The 19855-nt window shown below is 63.1% G+C and carries 19 protein-coding genes; 7 read left to right on the forward strand and 12 right to left on the reverse strand.

What is annotated here, in order from left to right; translation table 11 throughout:
* The first annotated feature begins 21 nt into the window (after window positions 1–21).
* From U5775_RS21715 to U5775_RS21740, 6 genes are all read left to right on the forward strand, one after another.
* Entirely contained in the window at window positions 22–870 is an 849-nt protein-coding gene (locus U5775_RS21715; protein ID WP_322060146.1) for a fumarylacetoacetate hydrolase family protein, read from the forward strand.
* Between the two features lie 67 nt (window positions 871–937).
* Window positions 938–1876 carry a VOC family protein gene (locus U5775_RS21720; RefSeq protein ID WP_322060147.1) on the forward strand — a complete coding sequence of 313 codons (939 nt, stop codon included), beginning with the start codon at window positions 938–940 and terminating at the stop codon, window positions 1874–1876.
* Between the two features lie 112 nt (window positions 1877–1988).
* The gene (locus U5775_RS21725; RefSeq protein WP_322060148.1) at window positions 1989–3626 is read left to right on the forward strand and encodes a bifunctional 3-(3-hydroxy-phenyl)propionate/3-hydroxycinnamic acid hydroxylase; all 1638 of its coding nucleotides are present in this window, start codon (window positions 1989–1991) and stop codon (window positions 3624–3626) included.
* A 102-nt stretch (window positions 3627–3728) separates the two neighbouring features.
* Window positions 3729–4829: a porin gene (locus U5775_RS21730; protein ID WP_322060149.1), complete on the forward strand. Its 1101-nt coding sequence runs from the start codon at window positions 3729–3731 to the stop codon at window positions 4827–4829.
* Between the two features lie 62 nt (window positions 4830–4891).
* Window positions 4892–6148, forward strand: coding sequence for an MFS transporter (locus U5775_RS21735; RefSeq protein WP_322060150.1), 1257 nt, complete (start codon window positions 4892–4894; stop codon window positions 6146–6148).
* A 78-nt stretch (window positions 6149–6226) separates the two neighbouring features.
* Entirely contained in the window at window positions 6227–7021 is a 795-nt protein-coding gene (locus tag U5775_RS21740; protein ID WP_322060151.1) for a GntR family transcriptional regulator, read from the forward strand.
* Between the two features lie 79 nt (window positions 7022–7100).
* On the opposite strand, the gene U5775_RS21745 is transcribed toward U5775_RS21740, so the two are convergent.
* From U5775_RS21745 to U5775_RS21790, 10 genes are all read right to left on the reverse strand, one after another.
* Window positions 7101–7901 (reverse strand): alpha/beta hydrolase, encoded by an 801-nt coding sequence (locus U5775_RS21745; RefSeq protein ID WP_322060152.1) that lies wholly within the window; start codon window positions 7899–7901, stop codon window positions 7101–7103.
* 77 nt (window positions 7902–7978) lie between these two features.
* Window positions 7979–8338 carry an antibiotic biosynthesis monooxygenase family protein gene (locus U5775_RS21750; protein ID WP_322060153.1) on the reverse strand — a complete coding sequence of 120 codons (360 nt, stop codon included), beginning with the start codon at window positions 8336–8338 and terminating at the stop codon, window positions 7979–7981.
* An 86-nt stretch (window positions 8339–8424) separates the two neighbouring features.
* Window positions 8425–9672, reverse strand: a complete 1248-nt coding sequence (locus U5775_RS21755; protein ID WP_322060154.1) for an MFS transporter — start codon at window positions 9670–9672, stop codon at window positions 8425–8427.
* A gap of 122 nt (window positions 9673–9794) precedes the next feature.
* Window positions 9795–10748 carry an MBL fold metallo-hydrolase gene (locus U5775_RS21760; protein ID WP_322060155.1) on the reverse strand — a complete coding sequence of 318 codons (954 nt, stop codon included), beginning with the start codon at window positions 10746–10748 and terminating at the stop codon, window positions 9795–9797.
* 75 nt (window positions 10749–10823) lie between these two features.
* On the reverse strand, window positions 10824–11210 hold the full coding sequence (locus U5775_RS21765; protein ID WP_322060156.1) for a nuclear transport factor 2 family protein: 387 nt from the start codon (window positions 11208–11210) through the stop codon (window positions 10824–10826).
* A 41-nt stretch (window positions 11211–11251) separates the two neighbouring features.
* Window positions 11252–12115, reverse strand: coding sequence for a fumarylacetoacetate hydrolase family protein (locus tag U5775_RS21770; RefSeq protein ID WP_322060157.1), 864 nt, complete (start codon window positions 12113–12115; stop codon window positions 11252–11254).
* A 15-nt stretch (window positions 12116–12130) separates the two neighbouring features.
* On the reverse strand, window positions 12131–12712 hold the full coding sequence (locus tag U5775_RS21775; RefSeq protein ID WP_322060158.1) for a VOC family protein: 582 nt from the start codon (window positions 12710–12712) through the stop codon (window positions 12131–12133).
* Between the two features lie 59 nt (window positions 12713–12771).
* Entirely contained in the window at window positions 12772–13314 is a 543-nt protein-coding gene (locus U5775_RS21780) for a flavin reductase family protein (protein WP_322060159.1), read from the reverse strand.
* A 2-nt stretch (window positions 13315–13316) separates the two neighbouring features.
* Entirely contained in the window at window positions 13317–14543 is a 1227-nt protein-coding gene (locus U5775_RS21785; RefSeq protein ID WP_322060160.1) for an acyl-CoA dehydrogenase family protein, read from the reverse strand.
* 74 nt (window positions 14544–14617) lie between these two features.
* Window positions 14618–15883 carry an acyl-CoA dehydrogenase family protein gene (locus tag U5775_RS21790; protein ID WP_322060161.1) on the reverse strand — a complete coding sequence of 422 codons (1266 nt, stop codon included), beginning with the start codon at window positions 15881–15883 and terminating at the stop codon, window positions 14618–14620.
* Window positions 15884–16459: 576 nt separating this feature from the next.
* Here U5775_RS21790 and U5775_RS21795 point away from each other — a divergent pair.
* The gene (locus U5775_RS21795) at window positions 16460–17245 is read left to right on the forward strand and encodes a GntR family transcriptional regulator (RefSeq protein ID WP_322060162.1); all 786 of its coding nucleotides are present in this window, start codon (window positions 16460–16462) and stop codon (window positions 17243–17245) included.
* A 93-nt stretch (window positions 17246–17338) separates the two neighbouring features.
* Here U5775_RS21795 and U5775_RS21800 read toward each other — a convergent pair whose 3' ends face one another.
* Window positions 17339–18433, reverse strand: coding sequence for a porin (locus U5775_RS21800; protein ID WP_322060163.1), 1095 nt, complete (start codon window positions 18431–18433; stop codon window positions 17339–17341).
* A gap of 622 nt (window positions 18434–19055) precedes the next feature.
* Window positions 19056–19799, reverse strand: a complete 744-nt coding sequence (locus tag U5775_RS21805) for an SDR family oxidoreductase (RefSeq protein WP_322060164.1) — start codon at window positions 19797–19799, stop codon at window positions 19056–19058.
* Window positions 19800–19855: the final 56 nt, after the last annotated feature.

Genomic DNA, 19855 nt, shown 5'->3' on the forward strand with positions numbered 1-19855 from the left:
ACTGAATGTCAGGAGAAACACATGCGACTGGTGAGTTTTGAGCGGGATGGCAAGGCCACCCTGGGTATTCGCGAGGGCGAACAGGTACGGGTGATCGGCGACGAAACCCTGGAATCGTTGCTGGCACGTGGCGTCGATCTCGTCGAGTACGCGAGCCAGAGCGCCACGCAGGAGCGTGTCCCGTTGACGGAAGTAACGTTTCTCCCGCCGCTCGCGCGGCCGCCCAAGATCATTTGCGTCGGCCTGAACTTCGCGGACCACACGTCCGAAAGCCAGTACGCGCAACCGGATTACCCCACCCTGTTCTTCCGCGTCGCGACGAGCCTGATCGCCCACGAGCAGCCGATGATCCGCCCGGCCGTCGCCGATTCGGCGGGCCTGGATTACGAAGGGGAAATCGCCGTGGTCATCGGCAAGGGCGGACGTCACATCGGCAAGGACGCGGCGCTTTCGCACGTCGCGGGCTACGCGCTGTTCAATGACGGCTCGGTGCGCGAGTACCAGTTCAAGACCCCGCAGTGGACCGTCGGCAAGAACTTCGATGGCACCGGCGCATTCGGCCCGGACCTCGTCACGGCCGACGAACTGCCGCCCGGCATCAAGGGCCTGCGGCTCGAAACGCGCCTGAACGGAGAGGTCGTGCAGTCCGCCAGCACGGACGAGATGGTTTTCGATGTTGCCAGCCTCATCAGCATCATCAGCGAGGCGATCACGCTTGAAGCGGGCGACGTCATTGTTTCCGGTACGCCGTCGGGCATCGGCTGGGCGCGGACGCCGAAGCTGCTGATGAAAGCGGGCGATGTTTGCGAGGTGAGTGTCGAAAAGATCGGCACCCTGCGCAATGTGATCGCAGACGAAGCCGCCCGGTAATCGCCGGCGACAGGTAATGCACCGCCCGCCATCCGGGCGGGCGCATCGAAAAACGATGGAGACAGCCATGACCGCCAACCCGGAAGCTCCCGCGCGCGCCAGCGTGCATTCGATCGATCATTTCGCGCTGAACGTGCCGTCGCTCGACGAGGCGGAGCGCTTCTACCGCAGCTTCGGTCTTCGCGTCGAGAAGTGCGCCGGCCACCAGCCAGAGTTGGCGTTATATGCCGCGGACGGCCATCGCTGGGCGCGCATCCTGCCCGCCGAGCGCAAATCCCTGGCGTATCTGTCGTTCAACTGCTTCGCCACCGACTTCGATGCGCTTCATGCCCAAATCGTCGCAGCCGGTGCGAATATCGTCATCGGCGAAGACCGGGACGGCGTCTGGTTCCGCGATCCGGACGGCAATCTCGTGCAGGTCAAGGTGGGGCCGAAGACGAGCCCTTCGTCCAAGACGCGCAACGTGGTTTCCGGCAGTCCCGCCGACGCGCGCGGGTCGCATACCCGCTCCGAATCGAAGGCCGTCCATCCTCGCCGGCTCTCGCACGTTCTCCTGTTCACGCCGGACGTGCTGCGCGCGCTCGACTTCTACGCCAAGGCGCTTGGCCTGCGGCTCTCCGACAAGTCGAGGGACATCATCGCCTTCACCCATGCGCCGCATGGCAGCGACCATCACCTGGTCGCGTTCGCCAGGAGCCACGCGCGCGGCTGGCATCACGCGGCCTGGGACGTGGACGACGTGAACATGGTGGGCGCAGGCGCCTCGCAAATGGCGGCCGCGGGCTATGCGAAAGGATGGGGTACGGGCCGTCACGTGCTGGGTTCGAACTACTTTCACTACGTCGAAGATCCGTGGGGTTCGTTCTGCGAATACTCCGCCGACATCGACTTTGTCTCCGCCGGTCATGCCTGGCCGGCCGGCGACTTCCCCCCCGAGGACTCGCTTTATCTGTGGGGCCCCGCTGTTCCCGAAAACTTCATCCGCAACACCGAGGCGAGCGCGTAGCGGCTCAAGCCTCCGGCCGCAAGGCTAAGCGATTTCTCAACCAGAAGCGGGTTTGATGGCAGCCGGCATGCACGGCGCCAGGGGACGACTCGCTCGTTCGAAGGTGAACATCATGGCTGACCAGAACATTCTCGATGTCGTCATTATCGGCTACGGCCCCGTTGGACAATCGCTCTCGATCTTGCTGGGCGAGCGCGGCTACAGCGTGGCGGTCTACGACCGCTGGCCGTCTCTTTACCCCTTGCCGCGCGCGGTATTCCACGATCACGAGATCCGGCGCGTGTTCCATGCAATGGGTATCGGCAAGGAAGTGGAGGCGCTGTCCCAGCCCTCCGCCACCTACCAGTGGTTCAACGCCGACTGGAAGACGCTGGTCGAAATCGACTGGTCGTCCGAGTCCATCAGCGATGGGCCGGTCGGTTACCTGTTCAACCAGCCGTCGCTCGAGGCGCTCCTCGACAGCAAGGCAAAGTCGATCCCGGCGATCTCCGTCAATCAGGGATGGGAAGCCGTCGATCTGCGCGAGTGCGACGACTATTGCGAAGTGACGCTTCGACGTGGCGCCATGACGGAAAACGTCTGGACTCCTACGGGTGAGACTCGCACGGTGAAGGCGCGCTATGTCGTTGGCGCAGACGGCGCCAACAGCTTCGTCCGACAATCCCTTGGCATCACGTTCGAGGATCTCGGGTTTCAGGAAGACTGGCTCGTCATCGACCTGAAACCGAACGAAGGCGTGCAACTCGACGTGCCGGACATCGGCCAGTGGTGCAACCCGCAACGCCCTACCACGATGGTTCCGGGCGGTCCCGGCTACCGCCGCTGGGAGTTCATGCGTCTGCCGCACGAAACGCGCGAGGAGATGCAGCAGCCAGAAAAAGTGTGGCAGCTCCTCTCGCCCTGGGTGGGACCGGATCAGGCAACGCTCGTGCGCTACGCGCTCTATACGTTCCGCTCGCTTCTCGCGCAGCAGTGGCGCAAGGGACGCGTCGTGATCGCCGGCGACGCGGCGCACCAGATGCCCCCCTTCATGGGACAGGGCATGTGCTCCGGCCTGCGGGATGCCTGGAACCTCGCGTGGCGCTTCGACCTCATTCTCAAGGGTATCGCGTCGCCGGCGCTTCTCGATGGCTATACGCCCGAGCGCAAGCCCCAGGTCCGCGCCGTGATCGACGCGTCGATTGCGATGGGCAAGGTCGTCTGTATTTCCGATCCCGAGGAGGCGGCGCGGCGAGACTCAGCCTACCTCTCGGGAAACGTGCCGCCGCTGCCGCCTTTCCCGGGGATCACCGATGGCCTGATCCATGCTGACCAGAACGCGGCGCACGGCGGCATTGCGGGACAGTTGAGCGTCCACGGCCGGGTGCAAAACGCCGGCGAGACGATGCGCTATGACGAGGCCGTCCCTAACGGATTTCACGTCATCGCGCTCGACGCGGACCCCGAGCACTATCTTGACGCCGCCGCCCGGGCACTGCTCGCCCAAATCGGCGCTCATACGATTGGCATCACGCGTGATCCGTCACGCGTTGTTACCGGCCGCGTCCTGTATGACGTGAGCGGAAAGTATCAGGCGTTCTTCGAGGAACACCGTGTACGGGCCGTAATCGTTCGCCCCGATTACTACATATATGCGACGTGCGGAGCGTATGAGGACATTTCCGCCATGTTGGAGACGCTCGCCTTGGGGGTGGAACGCCGCGATGGCATCGCGGGAGCGCTCAACCAGCACGGAGAAGTAGCAGCCTAGCCGGACGAACGGGCAGAAGCGCGAGCATCTGGCGTCTGCCCGGAACGAAACCATGGTTCACCGCCAGGCGCCATGATCATCCCATTCTATTAGGAATGCAGAATGAGAAAGACCCTGATATGTGCTGCGTCGACGCTCGCCCTCTCCTCTGCCGCTCACGCTCAAAGCAGCGTGACGCTTTTCGGGTTGCTCGACGTCGGTTTGAGTTTTGTATCGAACGAAAATGGTAGCCACAACTTCAAGGCCGACGACTCCATCTGGACACCCAGTCTTTGGGGTATCCGGGGCGTGGAGGATTTGGGCGGCGGGTACAAGACGGTATTCGAGCTTGCCTCGCAGTTCTCGGTCAACTCTGGCGCCGGCATTCCGGGCCCCAACGCCGACTTTAACCGCGAGGCTTTTGTCGGCCTCGAAAAGGAAGGGATCGGACGCGTTACTTTCGGCCAGCAGTACAACCTCATGGCCGACTTCCTTTTTTTCCCTCCCGGCCGTTTCGACGGATCGTTCATGTATGGCGGCCTGTACAACATGCGACAAGGCCCATTTTCCGCACTGGGTATCCCCGATAACCCCACAGGCTCGTTCGACTTCGACCAGACAGGCGGCACATCGCGCGTCTCCAATTCGGTGAAGATCACCAGTGCGACGATTGACGGGCTTCGCCTCGGTGCGTTGTACGGATTTGGCAACACGGCCGGATCCCTTTCTGCCAACAACACGGTCGGTTTTGGCGTGAATTACACCATCGGCGGGTTTGGGATCGGTGCCGCCTACAACGAGACGCGGTACGCATCGATGAACAATGGCCACGACGGTATCCGCAATTTCGGGGGCGGCGTTAGCCAGACGATAGGCGATCTTTACCTCAACGCACTCTATACCAACACGAAGAACACGCTGACTGGAGGCATGGTTCAGGCCATCCAGGCCGGCGGCCTCTATTCCCTGACCCCGTTCTGGCGCGTGGGCGCCAACTACCAGTACATGAAGGGCAACGCTCAACTGGAGGACAACCGCGCCCAACAGGTGAGCGCCGCCGTCCAGTATTCGCTTTCCAAACGCACCGTGGTGTACGCCGAAGGAGTCTTCCAGTGGACCGGGGGCGACGTTCCGGGCGGACATGACGCCTGGATCAACGGCGTCAGTCAATCGAGCAGCGATCATCAGATTATCGGGCGCCTCGGTCTGCAAACGGCGTTCTAGCGAATCACCGGTCATTTTCGCCAGAAGCCTCCTCGTAGCGAGGCTTACATCAGGAGACCTGAATGAACAGCAACCTTAACTCACCCTGGGACACGGCTTATGAATGGAAAGCTGTACTCCTGCTTTCCCTCGGCTTTGGCCTGGTTGGCATTGATCGCTTCATGATCATGCCGCTCTTCCCGGTCATGATGAAAGACCTGAAGCTCGACTATCAGGACCTCGGCCACATTACCGGCGCACTGTCGGTGGCATGGGGATTCTCAGCGATGTTCATGGGGAACCTGTCGGACCGGATCGGGCACCGGAAGGTCATCATGCCCGCCATCGTCATGTTTTCGCTTCTCGCAGGATTGAGTGGCCTCGCGACAGGCGTCGGAACGCTCATTCTCATCCGTGCCGTCATGGGCCTCGCCGAAGGCGCCTATACGCCCGCAAGCATCATCGCGACGCTCGATGCCTCGAAACCCAGTCGCCATGGCCGCAATATCGGCATCCAGCAAATGGCGCTTCCGCTATTCGGCCTGGGCATCGCCCCAATTCTTGTCACGCAGTTGCTGAAGGTGATGCCGTGGCATCTGATCTTTGCGATTGTCTCGATTCCGGGTCTGGTGGTGGCGGTACTGCTATGGAAGGTGCTGCGCAATACCAGGGCGACCACCGCCGCCGAACATACGATGACGCACGACGCCGCCGAGCATAAGTGGAGCGACGTGCTCCGGTATCGAAATATTCCGCTCAACATTGTCGGCATGCTTTGCTGGCTGACATGCCTGGTAGTGCTGAGCGCATTGTTTCCGAGCTATCTCGTGGACTACCTGCATCTCGATATCCAGCAGATGGGCTACGTGCTCTCTGCGATCGGCTTCGGCGGCATGCTCGGGACGATTACGATGCCGACGCTCTCGGACAAGCTGGGCCGCAAGCCGGTCATGATCCTGTCAGTGATCGGCGCCGCGATTTTCCTGGCGTTGCTGGCCAGAACCGGCGCCAATCCGACGGCGCTGTTCTTCTATCTGATGCTGACGCTGCTTTTCGTGTTCAGCATGATCACACTGACCGTCGGGCCGTTGAGCGCGGAGTCGGTGCCGGCGAAGCTGATGTCCACCGCGTCGGGGCTGGTCGTGGGTGTCGGCGAAGTATTCGGCGGTGGCATTGCTCCGGCCATCGCGGGCTATGTGGCCAAACACTTCGGAATCCAGTACATCATGTGGCTCGGGTTCATCGCGCTTGCAATCGGGTTCGTGGTTGCACTAAGTCTCAAGGAAACCGCGCCATCCCGTATGCCGCGTCCGACGACAGATGCGATCGGCGCAGCATGAGGCGAGCCCCACTCCGGGCGTAGAGCCCGACGAGACCAGGGTACCCGGGAACAGGGTTATAGAGCAGGTCCGGCACTGATGGACAGAAAATCGATCGAGGTTCGAGTCGCCTCGTCTTTACCGGCAACGCCGCCTGGTGCGGAGCGCATGGCCGAATGCGCGCAAGACGTCGCGGACATCAGGCTCGGGAATGCCGGCGCCGGCTCGCCGCGCACGATGGCGTCCGCGCTTGCGGACGCCATCCTGGCGGACATTGTCACGGGCGCACTGCCCCCTGGATCGAAGCTCAAGATCCGCGGCCTCGCGGATCGCTACTGCGCGGGCGTCATACCCGTGCGCGAGGCGGTCTCGCGGCTTGCGACGAGCGGGCTTGTCGAAGCGGAGGACCAGCGCGGCTTCCGGGTCACGCAGGTTTCATTGCAAGACCTGGAAGATGTGACGTCCGCGCGACAGCGTATCGAGAGTGAGGCGCTGCGCAGGGCGATCGAAAATACCGGCCTCGAATGGGAGGGCGCCGTTATTGCAGCATGGCACCAGGTGAACAGCTTGCCCGTCTTCGTCGGCGAAATCCCGCGAATGAATCCCGCGTGGGAACAGGCTCACCATACGTTCCACGTGACGCTTCTCGCATGCTGCCGCTCGGACTGGCTGCGGCGTTTCGCGGCAACCTTGCAAAACCACACGGCGCGCTACTGGCACCTGTTATTGCGCGATGGGCATGCCGGGCATAGCCCTCTCGCGCAGGAACACGAAGACATTGTCAAGGCCGTGCTCCTGCGCGACGCAGATCGCGCCTGCGCATTGCTGCGCGACCACCTGGCCACCCCGCTCCGGCTAATGCGCAAGCGCGCCGCGGGGCTCTGGTGCAAATAGCGCGCAGGCGGCCGTCATTTCGACCGCGCCGCAATCATTCCGGGTGTTCGCTGGTACCCGCGCGAAATCGGAGTGCGTGTCACCCGCGTCCATGGTTCTTCAAGATCGCTCGCATTGCGGCCGCGAACGCCTCGGGCATCTCGGTGAAGCCGAGATGATGACCGGGCACCTCCACGATCGGGCAGCCGATCCCTTGCGCGATGACGACGCCCGCGCGGCCGGCGAGTCCGTCGCCAGTTCCGACGCCGGCGGCCGTGACCATGCTGACCCGGTTGTCGCGGATGCGCGCGAGATCCGGCACATACAGGGTGAACGGCATGTACTCGTGCTCGAAGAAGAACTTCCAGTTGCCGGCGACGCGTTCCGCATACTCCAGCGCGACCAGTGTGGCGGCTTCCTGGCTCGCGTTGTTCAGCTCGGTGAATACGCGCTCGGCGGCCTCCCAGCCTTGCGTGCGAGTCGCTTCGTCGACCTTATCGGCGAGCGCCTGCCATTGCGCGGCTTCGGGGAGCAGCAGTCCGGCCGGGGCCTCGTGGGCGATGAGGAAGTCGATCACCTCGGGATGACGCGCGGCGAGTTCAAGGCCGATCACGGCCCCCCCGCTGTTACCGAAGATCAGCGCCTTTTCCTCGCCAAACGCGCGGATGACTGCAATGGCGTCGCGAGCCTGCTGGGCGACCGTCATGGGCGCCGCGAGGTCGCCCGTGCTTCGGGAGTTGCAGCGCCGATCATAGGTAACGACGGTGTAGTCGGCCGCCAGAATGTCGGCCACGTCGGCGAAGAAGCCGGCGTCTCCGAGTGCGCCGGTGATCATCAGAAGGAGGGGCCCCTCGCCGCGTCGCTCGCAGTAGAGCTCGGCTTGCTCGGTGGCTACGGTCATGGTCGTCCTGGTCAAGATAGTCTCCTCGGTTTAGTGGATGGTGGAGTCGGGCACGTCAATCATCGGAGAGCGGCGACCTATTCATACAGATGCGTATAGGACGCGACCGGCCGATAGAATCCGCGATTGACCTTCACGCTCGACGTGCGGTGAAGATCCGTTTTCAGTTCGCTGGCATAGGCCGGATTGTCGACGGCGGCCACCCATGCGTCATACGATTGCCAAAGCGAAACGTTGATCAATTGATATTGATGGTCGGGCAGCAGCGACTTTTGCAAGTCGGCGCGGATGAAACCCGGCATTTGCCCCATCAGCTTCGAACGTCGGTTCCAGTCGTCGACGAACTGCTCGATGTCCGCTTCCGCGATTTCGAGCAGGTTGATGAAATAGAACGGCGCCTCGGGGTTCTGGATGTTGGGGTTACGCGTCGAACTCATTGTCTTCTCCGTGGTGGCTAACGAGGGTTGGCTTTCCTTGTTCGAAGCGGCGATATCTGTCCTGTCGCCGCGATTCGTCCTCTTCATTAAAACTGTGCTTCACTGAGCGCCAGTCGCTTTGCCTTGCGCGGCGCGGTTTCCTCGACCATCAGCATCAACAGCAGCGCAACGATCATGAAGGCCGCCTGCAGGCAAGGCACGGCGATCAGGCCGACGCGATCGGCGAGCGCCCCGCCAAGCAGCGGCGCGAGGACGCCGCCGACAATTTCACCGGTGCCGAGCACGAGTCCGATCGCCGCCGCGACGCGGCCGTCGCGCAGCGTTTCCGCCGGAACGGTGGCGATCAGCAACGGACCCAGCGCACTGACGAAGCTGCCGACGAACAGCGTCGCGGCCATCGCTATCGGGGTCTGCCACAGATACACGACGCTGAACGGCATCAACAGCGAGATCGCGCCGGTCACGAACATGACCGGCTTGCGTCCGACCCGGTCCGATATCGCGGGCACCACGAGCCCGGCAACGGCGGCGGACAGCCCGATCATGCTCATCATCACGCCTACCTCGGTGGACGGCATATGCAGGACGCTGGAGAAATAAACGGGCAAGAAGACGAACGCCAGCGAGAACGTGCCGAGCAGCAGGCTGGCCAGCGCCATGCACAGCACGATATTGCGGTGGCCCATCATCACGCGCAGTTTCAACGGCTCCTGACCCGGCGCCGCGCCAGCGGCGGGCCGCGTCGCGGGGTCGCGCGCGATGCGCCACGTCACCAACGCACAGATCAGTCCCGGCAGACCGGCCACAAAAAACGCATCGCGCCATCCCCAATGGCTCGCCAGCGGAATCAGCACGATCGGGCCGATGAAGACGCCCAGCACACTGGCGCCGAAGGTCTGCATCATCCCCATGTTGAATCCGCGGCGGGACTCCGACGACGCGGCGGCCATCAAGGTCTGCGAGATCGGCAGCACGGGCCCTTCGGCCACGCCCATCAGCACGCGCGAGAACAGCAGCACCGCAAACGTCGCGGCGAGACCGGAAATGAACGAGCACAGCGAAAACACGACCATCGCCACCACCAGCACGAGGCGGTAGTTGCCGCGCCGGTCGCACAGGCGGCCAAAGCCATAGCCCGAGATCGCCCACGCGGCGGACAGGCCCGACGCGAGCAGCCCGATCTGCAGATTGTCGAGCGCAAGCTCGCGCGCGACGAACGGGGCGAGCAAGGTCATCGCGGTCCGGTCGAGGAATACGAAGCCGAAGGTGAAAGTGAGGACGATCAGCAGCCGGTTCTCATACGACTTGAATACGCCACGCCTGGCTTCGCTCATGATCGTGCTCCGTCGAGGGCACGCGCGGGCGTGCAAATTTTCTGGCCATGAAGATCCACTGAATCCATTGCCTGTCTCCGTCAAGAATATTGTTATATGCGTGGGCGCCAAAAGCGCCGCGGTTATGCCGCCGCGTCGTGCAACTGCAAGCCGGGCTTCCATATCCGCTCGCCGCCCTCGTCGAGCGTGCGTCCGACGCCCGGCCAGGGGAAGTGCGGCGTGAAATGAAAGCAGCGCTCCTGCAACAGGCGAGCGACCAGCTTGCGGCGCGTCTCGATCGCGAGCGCCGGATCGCTGTCGAAACTGAAACGCCAGTCTTCATGCCGGATGGAAATGAACGGGTGGCCCGCCGCATCGGCCGTGTAGAACATCACCTGGCCCTCCGATTTGAAACGGAAACCCACCTGGCCCGGCGTATGCCCCGGCAACAGCGCGGTTTCGATGCCGCCGGGCAGCGTGTCGCCCGCCGCGAAACGGATCATCCGGTGCGCCGCAAGCGTGATGAAGCGCTGCGCGACCTGAACGACGTCGGCCTTCATGAAATCCGGCATCAGCGAGCCATCGAGATCGGGCCGACGCCAGAAGGCCAATTCCTCATTGCTTACGTAGTACGTAGCGTTCGGAAAGGCAGACCGGCCCTCGTCGTCGAAGAGTCCCCCGATATGGTCCGGATGGATATGCGAGACCAGTACCGCATCGACTTCGGCGGGCGCGATCCCCGCATCGGCGAACGAGCGCAGCAGACGGCCCGCGGTTGGAATGGCGCGCCCGTCGGGCCCCGGCACGCTGCCGATCCCCGCGTCCACCAGCACCGTCATGCGCGGCTCGGGCAGACGGACCAGCAAGCACGAAATGGGCGTATCGATCACGTCGGGGCTTTCTCCGCACGCGCTCAGGAACGCGCGCAATTCATCGGGCGGAATTTCCGGGGCGGCCATTTGCGCGGGCGTCGTGACATACCCGTCGCTCAATGAAACACACGACAGCGCGCCAAGCCGGAAGCGAAAAAACGACGGCTCGCCGGCGCGATTCGCTTCAGCGGCGAGACTACGGGAAACCGTGGTGGCTTCGGTCATTCGGACCTCACTCGGGACATCGCAATCAAGTTGAAGGACGGCGCCGCAAGAAGCCGGGCGCCGTCTGCGGCGCGTTCAGAGGTTCGTCGCCTGGAAGCTCACCTGCTGCCACGCATTCATCTGCCGGCGCCACACCTGCGTCGTCATGATCGACATGTCCATGCGCTGGCCCGAGGCCATCAATTCGATCGACTGGCGCAGCGCCCCGGTCGCCACCGCGACGTCGCCGTAAACGCGCACGTCGAGGTCTTCACGCGTAGCCGAGAGAAAGCGGATCTGCTGGCTCACCGCGGCCAGATAAGCGGCCTTGTCGTCGGTCTTGCCGTTGGCGTGCACGTGCACGACGTCGTCGGCGACCAGCTCACCCAGGGTCGCGAGATCGGCCTCGACCAGCGCCTGGCAACGCGCGCGTTCGAGCCGCGCGATTTCATCCGCTACGTGGACGTCGTTCGCATTCTTCATCTGTGTTCTCCTGTTCCCGTTCTGTTCCCGTTCTGTTCCCATTACGCCGGCTCGGCCTGCACGATGTTCTCGATCGCGCCGATGCCGTCGATCTCCACCTTCATCCTGTCGCCGGCGCGCAACCAGCGCGGCGGCTTCATGCCGATCCCGACGCCACCCGGCGTGCCGGTGAAAATCACGTCGCCGGGCTCCAGCGTCATCACCTTCGACAGATGCTCCACTTGCGCGTAGCAGTCGTAGATCAGTTGCGACGTATTCGAATCCTGGCGCTTTTCGCCGTTCACGAAGCAGCGGATGCCGAGCGCGTGCGGATCGGCGATCGCGTCGGCCGTCACGATCCACGGTCCGAACGGCGCGTGCGTATCGAACGACTTGCCGATCGTGAATTGCGACGTCCTGAGTTGCCAGTCGCGCACGCTCACGTCGTTTGCGGCGCAGTAGCCGAAAATCACTTCATGCGCGCGCTCGCGCGGCACATGGCGGCAGCGCTGGCCGATCACGAACGCGAGTTCCGCCTCGTAATCCAGTTGCTCCGAGACGCGCGGCAGCTCGACGCAAGCAAACGGACCGGCCGCCGAAGTGGGCATCTTCGCGAACCACTGTTGCTCGGCGGGTCGCGCCATTCCGGATTCCTCAACGTGATCCGCGTAGTTCAGACCGATGCCGAGAATCTTGCCCGGACGCGGCACCGGCGCGAGCAAGGTCAGCGCATCGAACGCGATGTCGGCCGGTTGCGTGGCGGCGAGCGACGCGAGCCGCTCGCGCCAGGCCGGCCATGCCGCGATCAACGCTTTCATGTCGCGCGGCGCGTCGCCCAGATGCCGGGCGATCTCGAGGACGCCGTCCTCGAGAGCCAGGCCGACGGTCGGCGCATGGCGCGCCGTGCTGAAAGTAACGAGTTTCATGGGTGGGTGCTCCGTTTACGTGAGGGTGGACTTGCCGGTCGCGGCGGCGCCGACCGCGCTCAACTCGGCGTCGCTCGCGCCGGCGCGCCACATACGGACCAGCTCGTCGGGATCGAACTCCACGCCGAGATTGTTCTGCGCGAACGCCTCCGTATGGAAGTACGCGCCCGGATCTTCCCCGTTGTCGGCCTGCAGTTCGATATCGTTGCCCTCGGGGTCCCGGTAGTAGAGCGACGTGGTCGGGCCGTGGTTGATGCACCAGAACGGCAGGATGCCGAGCGATTTCAGGCGCGCATAGGTCGCCAGCAACTCGCCGATGTCGTTGTAGCTGTAAGCGATGTGATGCACGCCCGCTACCCGCTCGGCCTTCGGCGACAAGTCCGGCATGTTGAAGAACGCGAGGCGGTGATGCTCGTCGTCGTACGTAATGAAGGTCAGCACGTTGTCCTCGAATACGAGCCGCGCCTGAAACAGCTTCATGTACCACGCGACCGTGTCCGCGCGCCGCGCGCATTGCAGAACGAGATGGGCCATGCGGGCGGGGACGATGCGCGCTTCGGTATCGGTCGCGCTCGTCGTTGTCTGTGATGTCGTCATGTTTGCCTCCTGTTTTGCTGGGTCTTTCGCTGACGCCGGGCGCAGCGACCGGTTGTTGCTCACCATCCCTCGATGCATCCGTTGGCGGACAGCATCGGCGTGCGGGCGTGCATCTGCTGATACTTCCCGCTGTAGAAAACCAGCGGACGCCGTTGCTCGCCGTGCCGCACGTATTCGAGCTCGCCGATGTACAGCAGATGGTCGCCCGCGGGATGAATATCGACGGTGCGCGCGACGAGCTGCACGAGGCTGTTCTCCAGCAGCGGCGTGCCCTCGTGCTCGCAAAACGGCAATGCGAGGCTGGCGTCGGGCCGGCCGCCGAAATGCGCGCTCAACGCACGCTGGTCCTCCGCGAGAAAATTGATGCCGTAACGCACGCCCGTGTCAACCCACTGGTTGAAACGCGAGCTCGCGCGAACGGAGACAAGCACGAGCGGCGGTTCGAGCGAGACCGACATGAACGCGTTCGCGGTCATCCCCGCGGGTTCGCCGTCGAGCCGAAAGGTCACGACCGTCACACCCGTGGCGAACCGGCCCATGGTCTCGCGCAGGACTTTCGCGTCGATGCGCGGTGCGGCAGAAAGCGGGCTGCGGGCATTCATGGTCAGACCAGCGGCGTCACGTTGTTTTCGACGCCAAGCAGCGCCTTGCCATAGAGCTCGAGCCCGATCGCAGGCAGTCCCACCGCGTGGCGGGCCGCCGTGTTCGAGTCGCGCCACCAGCGCTGCAGCGGGCTCGTCTCGGCAAAGCCGCCGGCGCCGTGCGCCCACAGCAAGGTGTTGATCGCGTCGGTCACGTAAGTCGTCACCATGCCCGTGTCCGCCCGCACGCGCGCACGCGTCACGCCGTCGAGCTGCTCGTCGCGCCGCGCCGCGGCGTCGATCTCGTCCGCGGCGCGGAAGGCGCGCAGATGCGCGTTGTCGATCTTGATCGCGGCCTCGGCGATCTGCGTCTGAAACACGGTCGAATCGGATTGCTTCTCGAAAGACGTATAGGTGATCGGGCGCTGCGCGGCCTTCTCGATCACATAGCGCAGCGCGGCGCGGCCGAGCCCGAGTTGCGGGCCGGTGAGGATCAGCGCCGCGAACGGCACGAACGATGCGCGATACGCCGCTTCGTCCTTGCACTCGGTCGGATAGCGACGCTCGATGGCCTCCATCATGTCGAGCAGGCGATGCTCCGGTACGAACACATCGTTGCCGACGATGCAGTTGCTGCCCGAGGCGCGCATGCCCGCCGTGAACCACGTGTCCTCGATCGTCAGCTCGGACACGGGCACGAGCGCGAGGTACTGCTTCTTGAACGCGCCGTTCTGATCGTGCTCGATCACGCCTATCGCAGCCCAGTCCGCATGCAGCGAACCGGAGGAGAAGTACCACTTGCCCGAAACCACGAGCCCGCCCTCCACGCGGCGCGACTGGCTGGACGGCGTGAAGACGCCCGACACGCGCGCTTTCGGATTGGCGCCCCATACGTCGTCCTGGGCCTGCTTCGGAAACAACGCGGTGAACCATGCGCACACGTTGATGAGCGCGACGACCCATGCCGTGCCGCCGCACGCCTCTCCCAATGCGGCCGACACCTCGAGGTGCGCGCGCAGCGTCCCTTCGTGGCCGCCGTAACGGCGCGGGACCATCAGTTGAAACAGGCCTGCGTTGTCGATCGCGGCGATGTTCTCGTCGCATGCGCGACGATATTTTTCGGATTCCGCAGCATTCTTCATGAGCAGCGGCTGCAGGGCCGCCGCCTTCGCAACCAGATCATTCAAGGTATCGGCGGGCTCGCCGGCATCGATCTTCGACGCCCGTATCGTCTCCACTGTTGCCTGCATGGTTGTCTCCGGTTTTATATGAGTTGCGCCAATTCAAAGCCAGCGATGAAAGCGTGGTCCGCTTCGCGCCGGCGTCATTGCGGCGTCGCGGCCGCGGGTGCGTTCGCTTTGGCAAACGCACGGCCATAGTCTTCCTGGCAGGTCTCGATTTGCGTGTGGGCGTGCAGCGTCACTACGCGGCTGTCGCGGAACAGGCGTTCGAACGGATTGCCGTCCATGATCGACGACGCGCCGCCGGCCCGCAGCGTCAATGCCGTGATCTCCGAGGCAAGCTTGATGGCATGCGCGCTTTCCAGCTTGGTTCGCGCAATTTCGAGTTCATCGACGCTCTGGCCGGTCGCCGCGAGCGCCTGAACTTTTTCCACGTTGCCGCGAGCGAGCATTTCGACCGTGCGCAGCTGGCAATGGAGTTCGCCGAGTTGAAGGTGCGTCACGGGCGCCTCGCTCTGCTTGCTGTAGCCCGAGTTGGAAATGCCGCGACGATGGATCTTTTCCTGAAACAACTCGACTGCCGCACGGGCGAGTCCCACCGCGATGGCTGCCATCAGCGACGCCGTGTGCTGGATGAGGTTGACCTGGTAAAGCACGCCTTCGGGCGCGGGAGCGAGGCGCTTCGCGGCAAAGATGTCACCGATCGGACGCACGCGATATTCCGGCACGAACACCTCATCCTCGATCACCACCGTGTTGCTGCCCGAACCGCGCTGTCCCATCACCTTCCAGTCGTCGAGAATCTGCAGTTGCTCGTGCGGGACTTGCAAAAGGATAGGACCCCGATCGGTTTCGCCTTCGCAACTCGCGCCCAGGTGATGGAACGGGGTGTGGTGGCACGCGCTGTTGAACGGCCAGCGCCCCTTGAGCATGTACCCCCCTTCGACGCGCCGCGCGAATCCCGGCCCCCACGCCGTGATGACGCCGGAATTGAGCGGCCCAACCCAGCCCATCCCGAAGAGTTCCGCCTGAAAGCGCGGGTCGAAGAACGATACCCATTGCTGGGAGGTCGTGGTGACCCATACCACCCATCCGGTCGAGCCACAGCCGCGCGCGATCTCCGCGACGATGTCGAATTGCTGCACAGGCGTCAGCGCGTAGCCGCCGTATTCGACCGGCACGCACATGCGAAACACGCCCAACTCGTCCAGTTCCCTGATCGTTTCATCGGGCACGCGGCGCAGCACCTCCGTTTGACGCGCACGCTCGCGCAGCGTCGGCACGTAGGCCCGCACGTCCGCGAGGATGCGCGCAGCGATCTGCTCGTCGCCCGGAGAGGAAAGCTGCGGCGCGCGAGGCGCGGCATCGCTGCTGATGGTCGACGGCTGGGCAACGGACACGACACTCATTGCGGGTCTCCAAGTTCAATAGACATCGGGTTTAAGTCGACACAGATTCACATCGACAATTAAATATGTCAACACTTTTTGATGGAAGCACGCTGGGTATCGGCTTATCCAGGAAAGCCACCCATCATTCGCATGCCGATGGAAATCTCCAAAACTTCCTTGTTTTTAGGAATATTGTGCTTTGAGTTGCGCTTCCATCATCGCGATCCGATACGATTTTCGCACCTCGGTCGAAATTTATAGTGTTGACATTTTTAATATCGCAAACATCACTTACGACTTGTGTCCATGCATCATGGCGCGCGCAACATAACGATTGCCGCCACCCTTGACGACACTTGACCGCTTTCGGCGCCCGATTTCTGACACACATCGGTTCGGTTGCACGCGAGTCGAAACTGTCAGTGCCGCTGGCGTCGAGACATGAAAGACTCGCGCAATATGGCTGTTTTTTCGCATTAAATGCGGGCACGGCAGCGGGTCGACCCGTGTCTTGCTGCGTGGTATAGTGAAAGCACATCCGCAAGGTGTCGACACTCTGCGTTTCATCCATAACACTCACTTCCGGTTGCACTCATGACGAGATCCGCAGCGCCTTCCCCAAACGCCAAACGCAAAACGCGCAAGGTCGCGACAGCCGTGCCTGAAGAAGCGCCGCGCGTCAAACGAACGGGCAATACGGCGTCGATCGTCTACGCCGAGCTTCGGGCCAAGATTCTCGACGGCACGCTTTCGCCTGGGCAACCGATCTCGCAGTTATCCATCGCGAAGGCGAGCGGCACGAGCCGCGGGCCGGTAAGGGAAGCGCTGCGGCGGCTGCAGCAGGAACAGCTGGTCGTGGCGGAGGCCAATCGGCGCTTCAGCGTGGCGTCGTTCGATATCGCCGACCTCGAGGAAGTCCTCGGGCTGCATCTCGTGAACATCGCGCTGACGATCCGCATCGCCACGCCGTTCCTGAGCCAGGATGAAGTCGCGCATCTGCGCGAATGCGCCGACGAAATGGACAAGTTCGCCAATCAGGACCGGTTCGCATGGGAGGCGGCCTTCCGGCGTTTCGCGTTGTGCTTCGCGCGGCACGCCGGCGCCCATTCGGTGGCGATCATAGGAGGACTAATCGATGATGCTCAACGCTATCGCGCATACGTACTGACCGATGCGCCGCCGGTTGCCCATCCGTCGGGCAAGGCGTTTCATGAGATCATCTTGTCTGCTGCCTCGGGCGACGGTTATCGCGCGTCCATTCTGTTCGCCGATATGTTCAGCCGCATGGCGTCGCTCATCATGGCCGGCGCCGCGCCCCGGTATGACGCGGCGCGGCTGCGCAGCTGTATCGACGCCGTCTTGCCGCCACCCGACAGGTGATGCGCCCGGGCCGCGCGCCCGAAATCCATGCAAAGCCGCGCTGACCGAGGCGACAACTGCGGCACCGCTGCGCCACCCTGCTTCCAGCCGGAATCAGAAGAACATCATCAAGCCGCACACGACCGCCAACTGGTTCGCGCTCGATGAGACATCCGGCGCGCCGCCCACCACCGAAACCGTCGCAGGAATGGCGGACGGGTTGCTGCTGTGGTTGAGCGCCGCCATGACATAAAGCATCGAGCGCCTGCTCAACAGATAGCGCGCACCGACGAACGGTTCGGTGAGGGTTGCGCTCTCGCCTGCCCGGTTTCTGTCCCAGGCGATACCCACCCCCGCACCCACGGTAATCGAGGGCGTCACATAGTAGTTCGCCGCCACTTCAAAAGGCCGCGCTCTGGCCTGCGATCCAGGAAAGACGGTTTCCCACCCCTGCGAATAGTTGGCGAGCAATGTGAGGCCGCCAATCGTGTAGACCGCACGCAGCGAATAGACGTCGTTGGCGAGCAGCACGGTGCTGAAGTTGTCGCGCGCCCAGCCCGCGCCCAGTTCCAGGCCGCCGTTCACGTACTTCAGATAGGCCGACTGCATGTTGTCGTGGCGGCTGTCCGGGCCGAAGCCATACATGAGACCGCCCGATATCGGACCGTTGTTATACGACCACTTGATCGAATTGTTGTACATCCCGGAGCCGGAATGATTGTCGACAGCGGGCGGCGGCGCGCCTTTGACCGGGCTGCTGAACCCCTGGAAGCCCTCCACGAGTCCGCCTTCGATCATGGTGGTGGAATCCGGCGGCATCTCGATGTGAAGGAAATCGAACTGCCGCCCAAGGGTTACCGTGCCATAGGTCTCGCTGCGCAAACCCACATAGGAAGCGTAGGCCCAGAACGGCGTCGTGGACGCGCCGTTGTTGACGCTGATCGGCGCTTCGAGCACGAACAGGGCGGACAGGCCGCCGCCCAGATCCTCGTTTCCTCGCAGGCCCAGGCGCGAAGGCGCGCCGCCGTTGCTTTGCACCTCGGCAAGCGAGTGGCCGCCGGAATTGCTGACGTATTCGAGTCCCGCATCCAGTATGCCGTACAGCGTCACGCTGGTTTGCGCTTGAGCGCTCGTCCCCGAGCACGCCAATAGTGCGAATACCCCGGCTGTCACGACGCGCATGGCCGTGTTCTGCGGTCTGGATTTCATAAGTGGATTCCGTTTTGAAAAGGATCTCGTGTCGGGTTGTTTTGATGGAAGTGCGGCGGGATTTCTGCCTCGAGCCTCCCAGCGTGGCTGGGATAAATCTGTTTGGCCCATCAATATGATTCGTTATCCGAAACATATTTCGCCGTGTTACGCACACCGCGCTATTGCTCAGCGGCCCCAGGTGCGGGGCGCCGGACGAACAGCGGCGGTGCCCGAGAAAGTCCGCGGGACCGTGCGAGACGCCTGCCTTCTGCCCGAGTTCAGGACTTTCGTGAACAGCGCCAATCTGGTCGAAACGATAAATTTCCACCCAATAACTGTCAACAGTTTTGAAGTCTGGCATCGCCAGGACATACCCGTACAACTTCACAAAGCCCGCTTATATATGGGTCTTTACCTCAACCTTCAGTTGCCCGCGGATAAAATCTTGTACAAGAGGCACCACTCTGGATCATAATTGTGTCGACACATACGCCGGCGGCAACCTGGATTTAGGCGACAGCGATGGCCAACCGGTCCACGAGGACCGCGGAGATGAGAAACCGCCGCATCACGGCGCGGAGAAACGCGCGAGAGCGCGGCGCGGCTTTAGGCGGAGTCGCCCGGCGCCGCGCCGCTGGGTTTAACGCGATTCGGCGATTGCGACGGCGTCAGCGCCGGCCGGCAACCGCGCAGGGCAAGCGATATCCGTGGCGAAGCGCCATACGGCTTGCGCCACGTCGAGCGAGTGAGTCACGGCGTCCACCTGCTCGACCTTCGCGAGGGCGGCATGCGCGAAAGCTTCATATGTCTGCGGAATGCCATTGGGCATCAGGCGCTGGACGTTTTCGCCGAAGCGGGTCTCCGGCGCCCGGCCCGGGAGGATCAGGCCGACCCGCACGTCGAACGCTTCGAGTTCAAGCGCGAGCGACTCCGTGAAAGCCGCGATTGCCGCCTTGCTTGCGGTGTAGATGGAAAGCAGTGGAAACGACTTCAACGTGACCGCCGACGCGACGTTGATGATGGTCCCGGAGCGACGGTGCGTGAACTGCGGCAACAGGGCGTGCGTCATCGCCAGGGTGCCAAAGGTGTTGGTTTCGAAGACCTGGCGGACCGTCTCCATCGACGTTCCTTCAAATGCGCTGAGCAGACCGACCCCGGCGTTATTGACGAGGACGTCTACCGGGCCGGCGGCATCGACGGCCTCGCGAATGCTCCGCGGATCGGTCACGTCGAGGGCGAGGACGCGCAGGCGTGCCGAGCGCGGCAGCACGTCCTCGCGCGGCATGCGCATGGTGGCGACGACGTTCCAGTCGCGTTCGAGAAAGTAACGCGCGGTTTCGAGGCCAAACCCGGACGAGCATCCGGTAATCAGAACGGTTTTCATGGGGATGTATGAAACGGTTGAAGGCATTGCAACGATAGAGTTGCACGGACCGGACT

Source organism: Paraburkholderia sp. J63, from assembly GCF_905220245.1.
GTDB lineage: Bacteria > Pseudomonadota > Gammaproteobacteria > Burkholderiales > Burkholderiaceae > Paraburkholderia.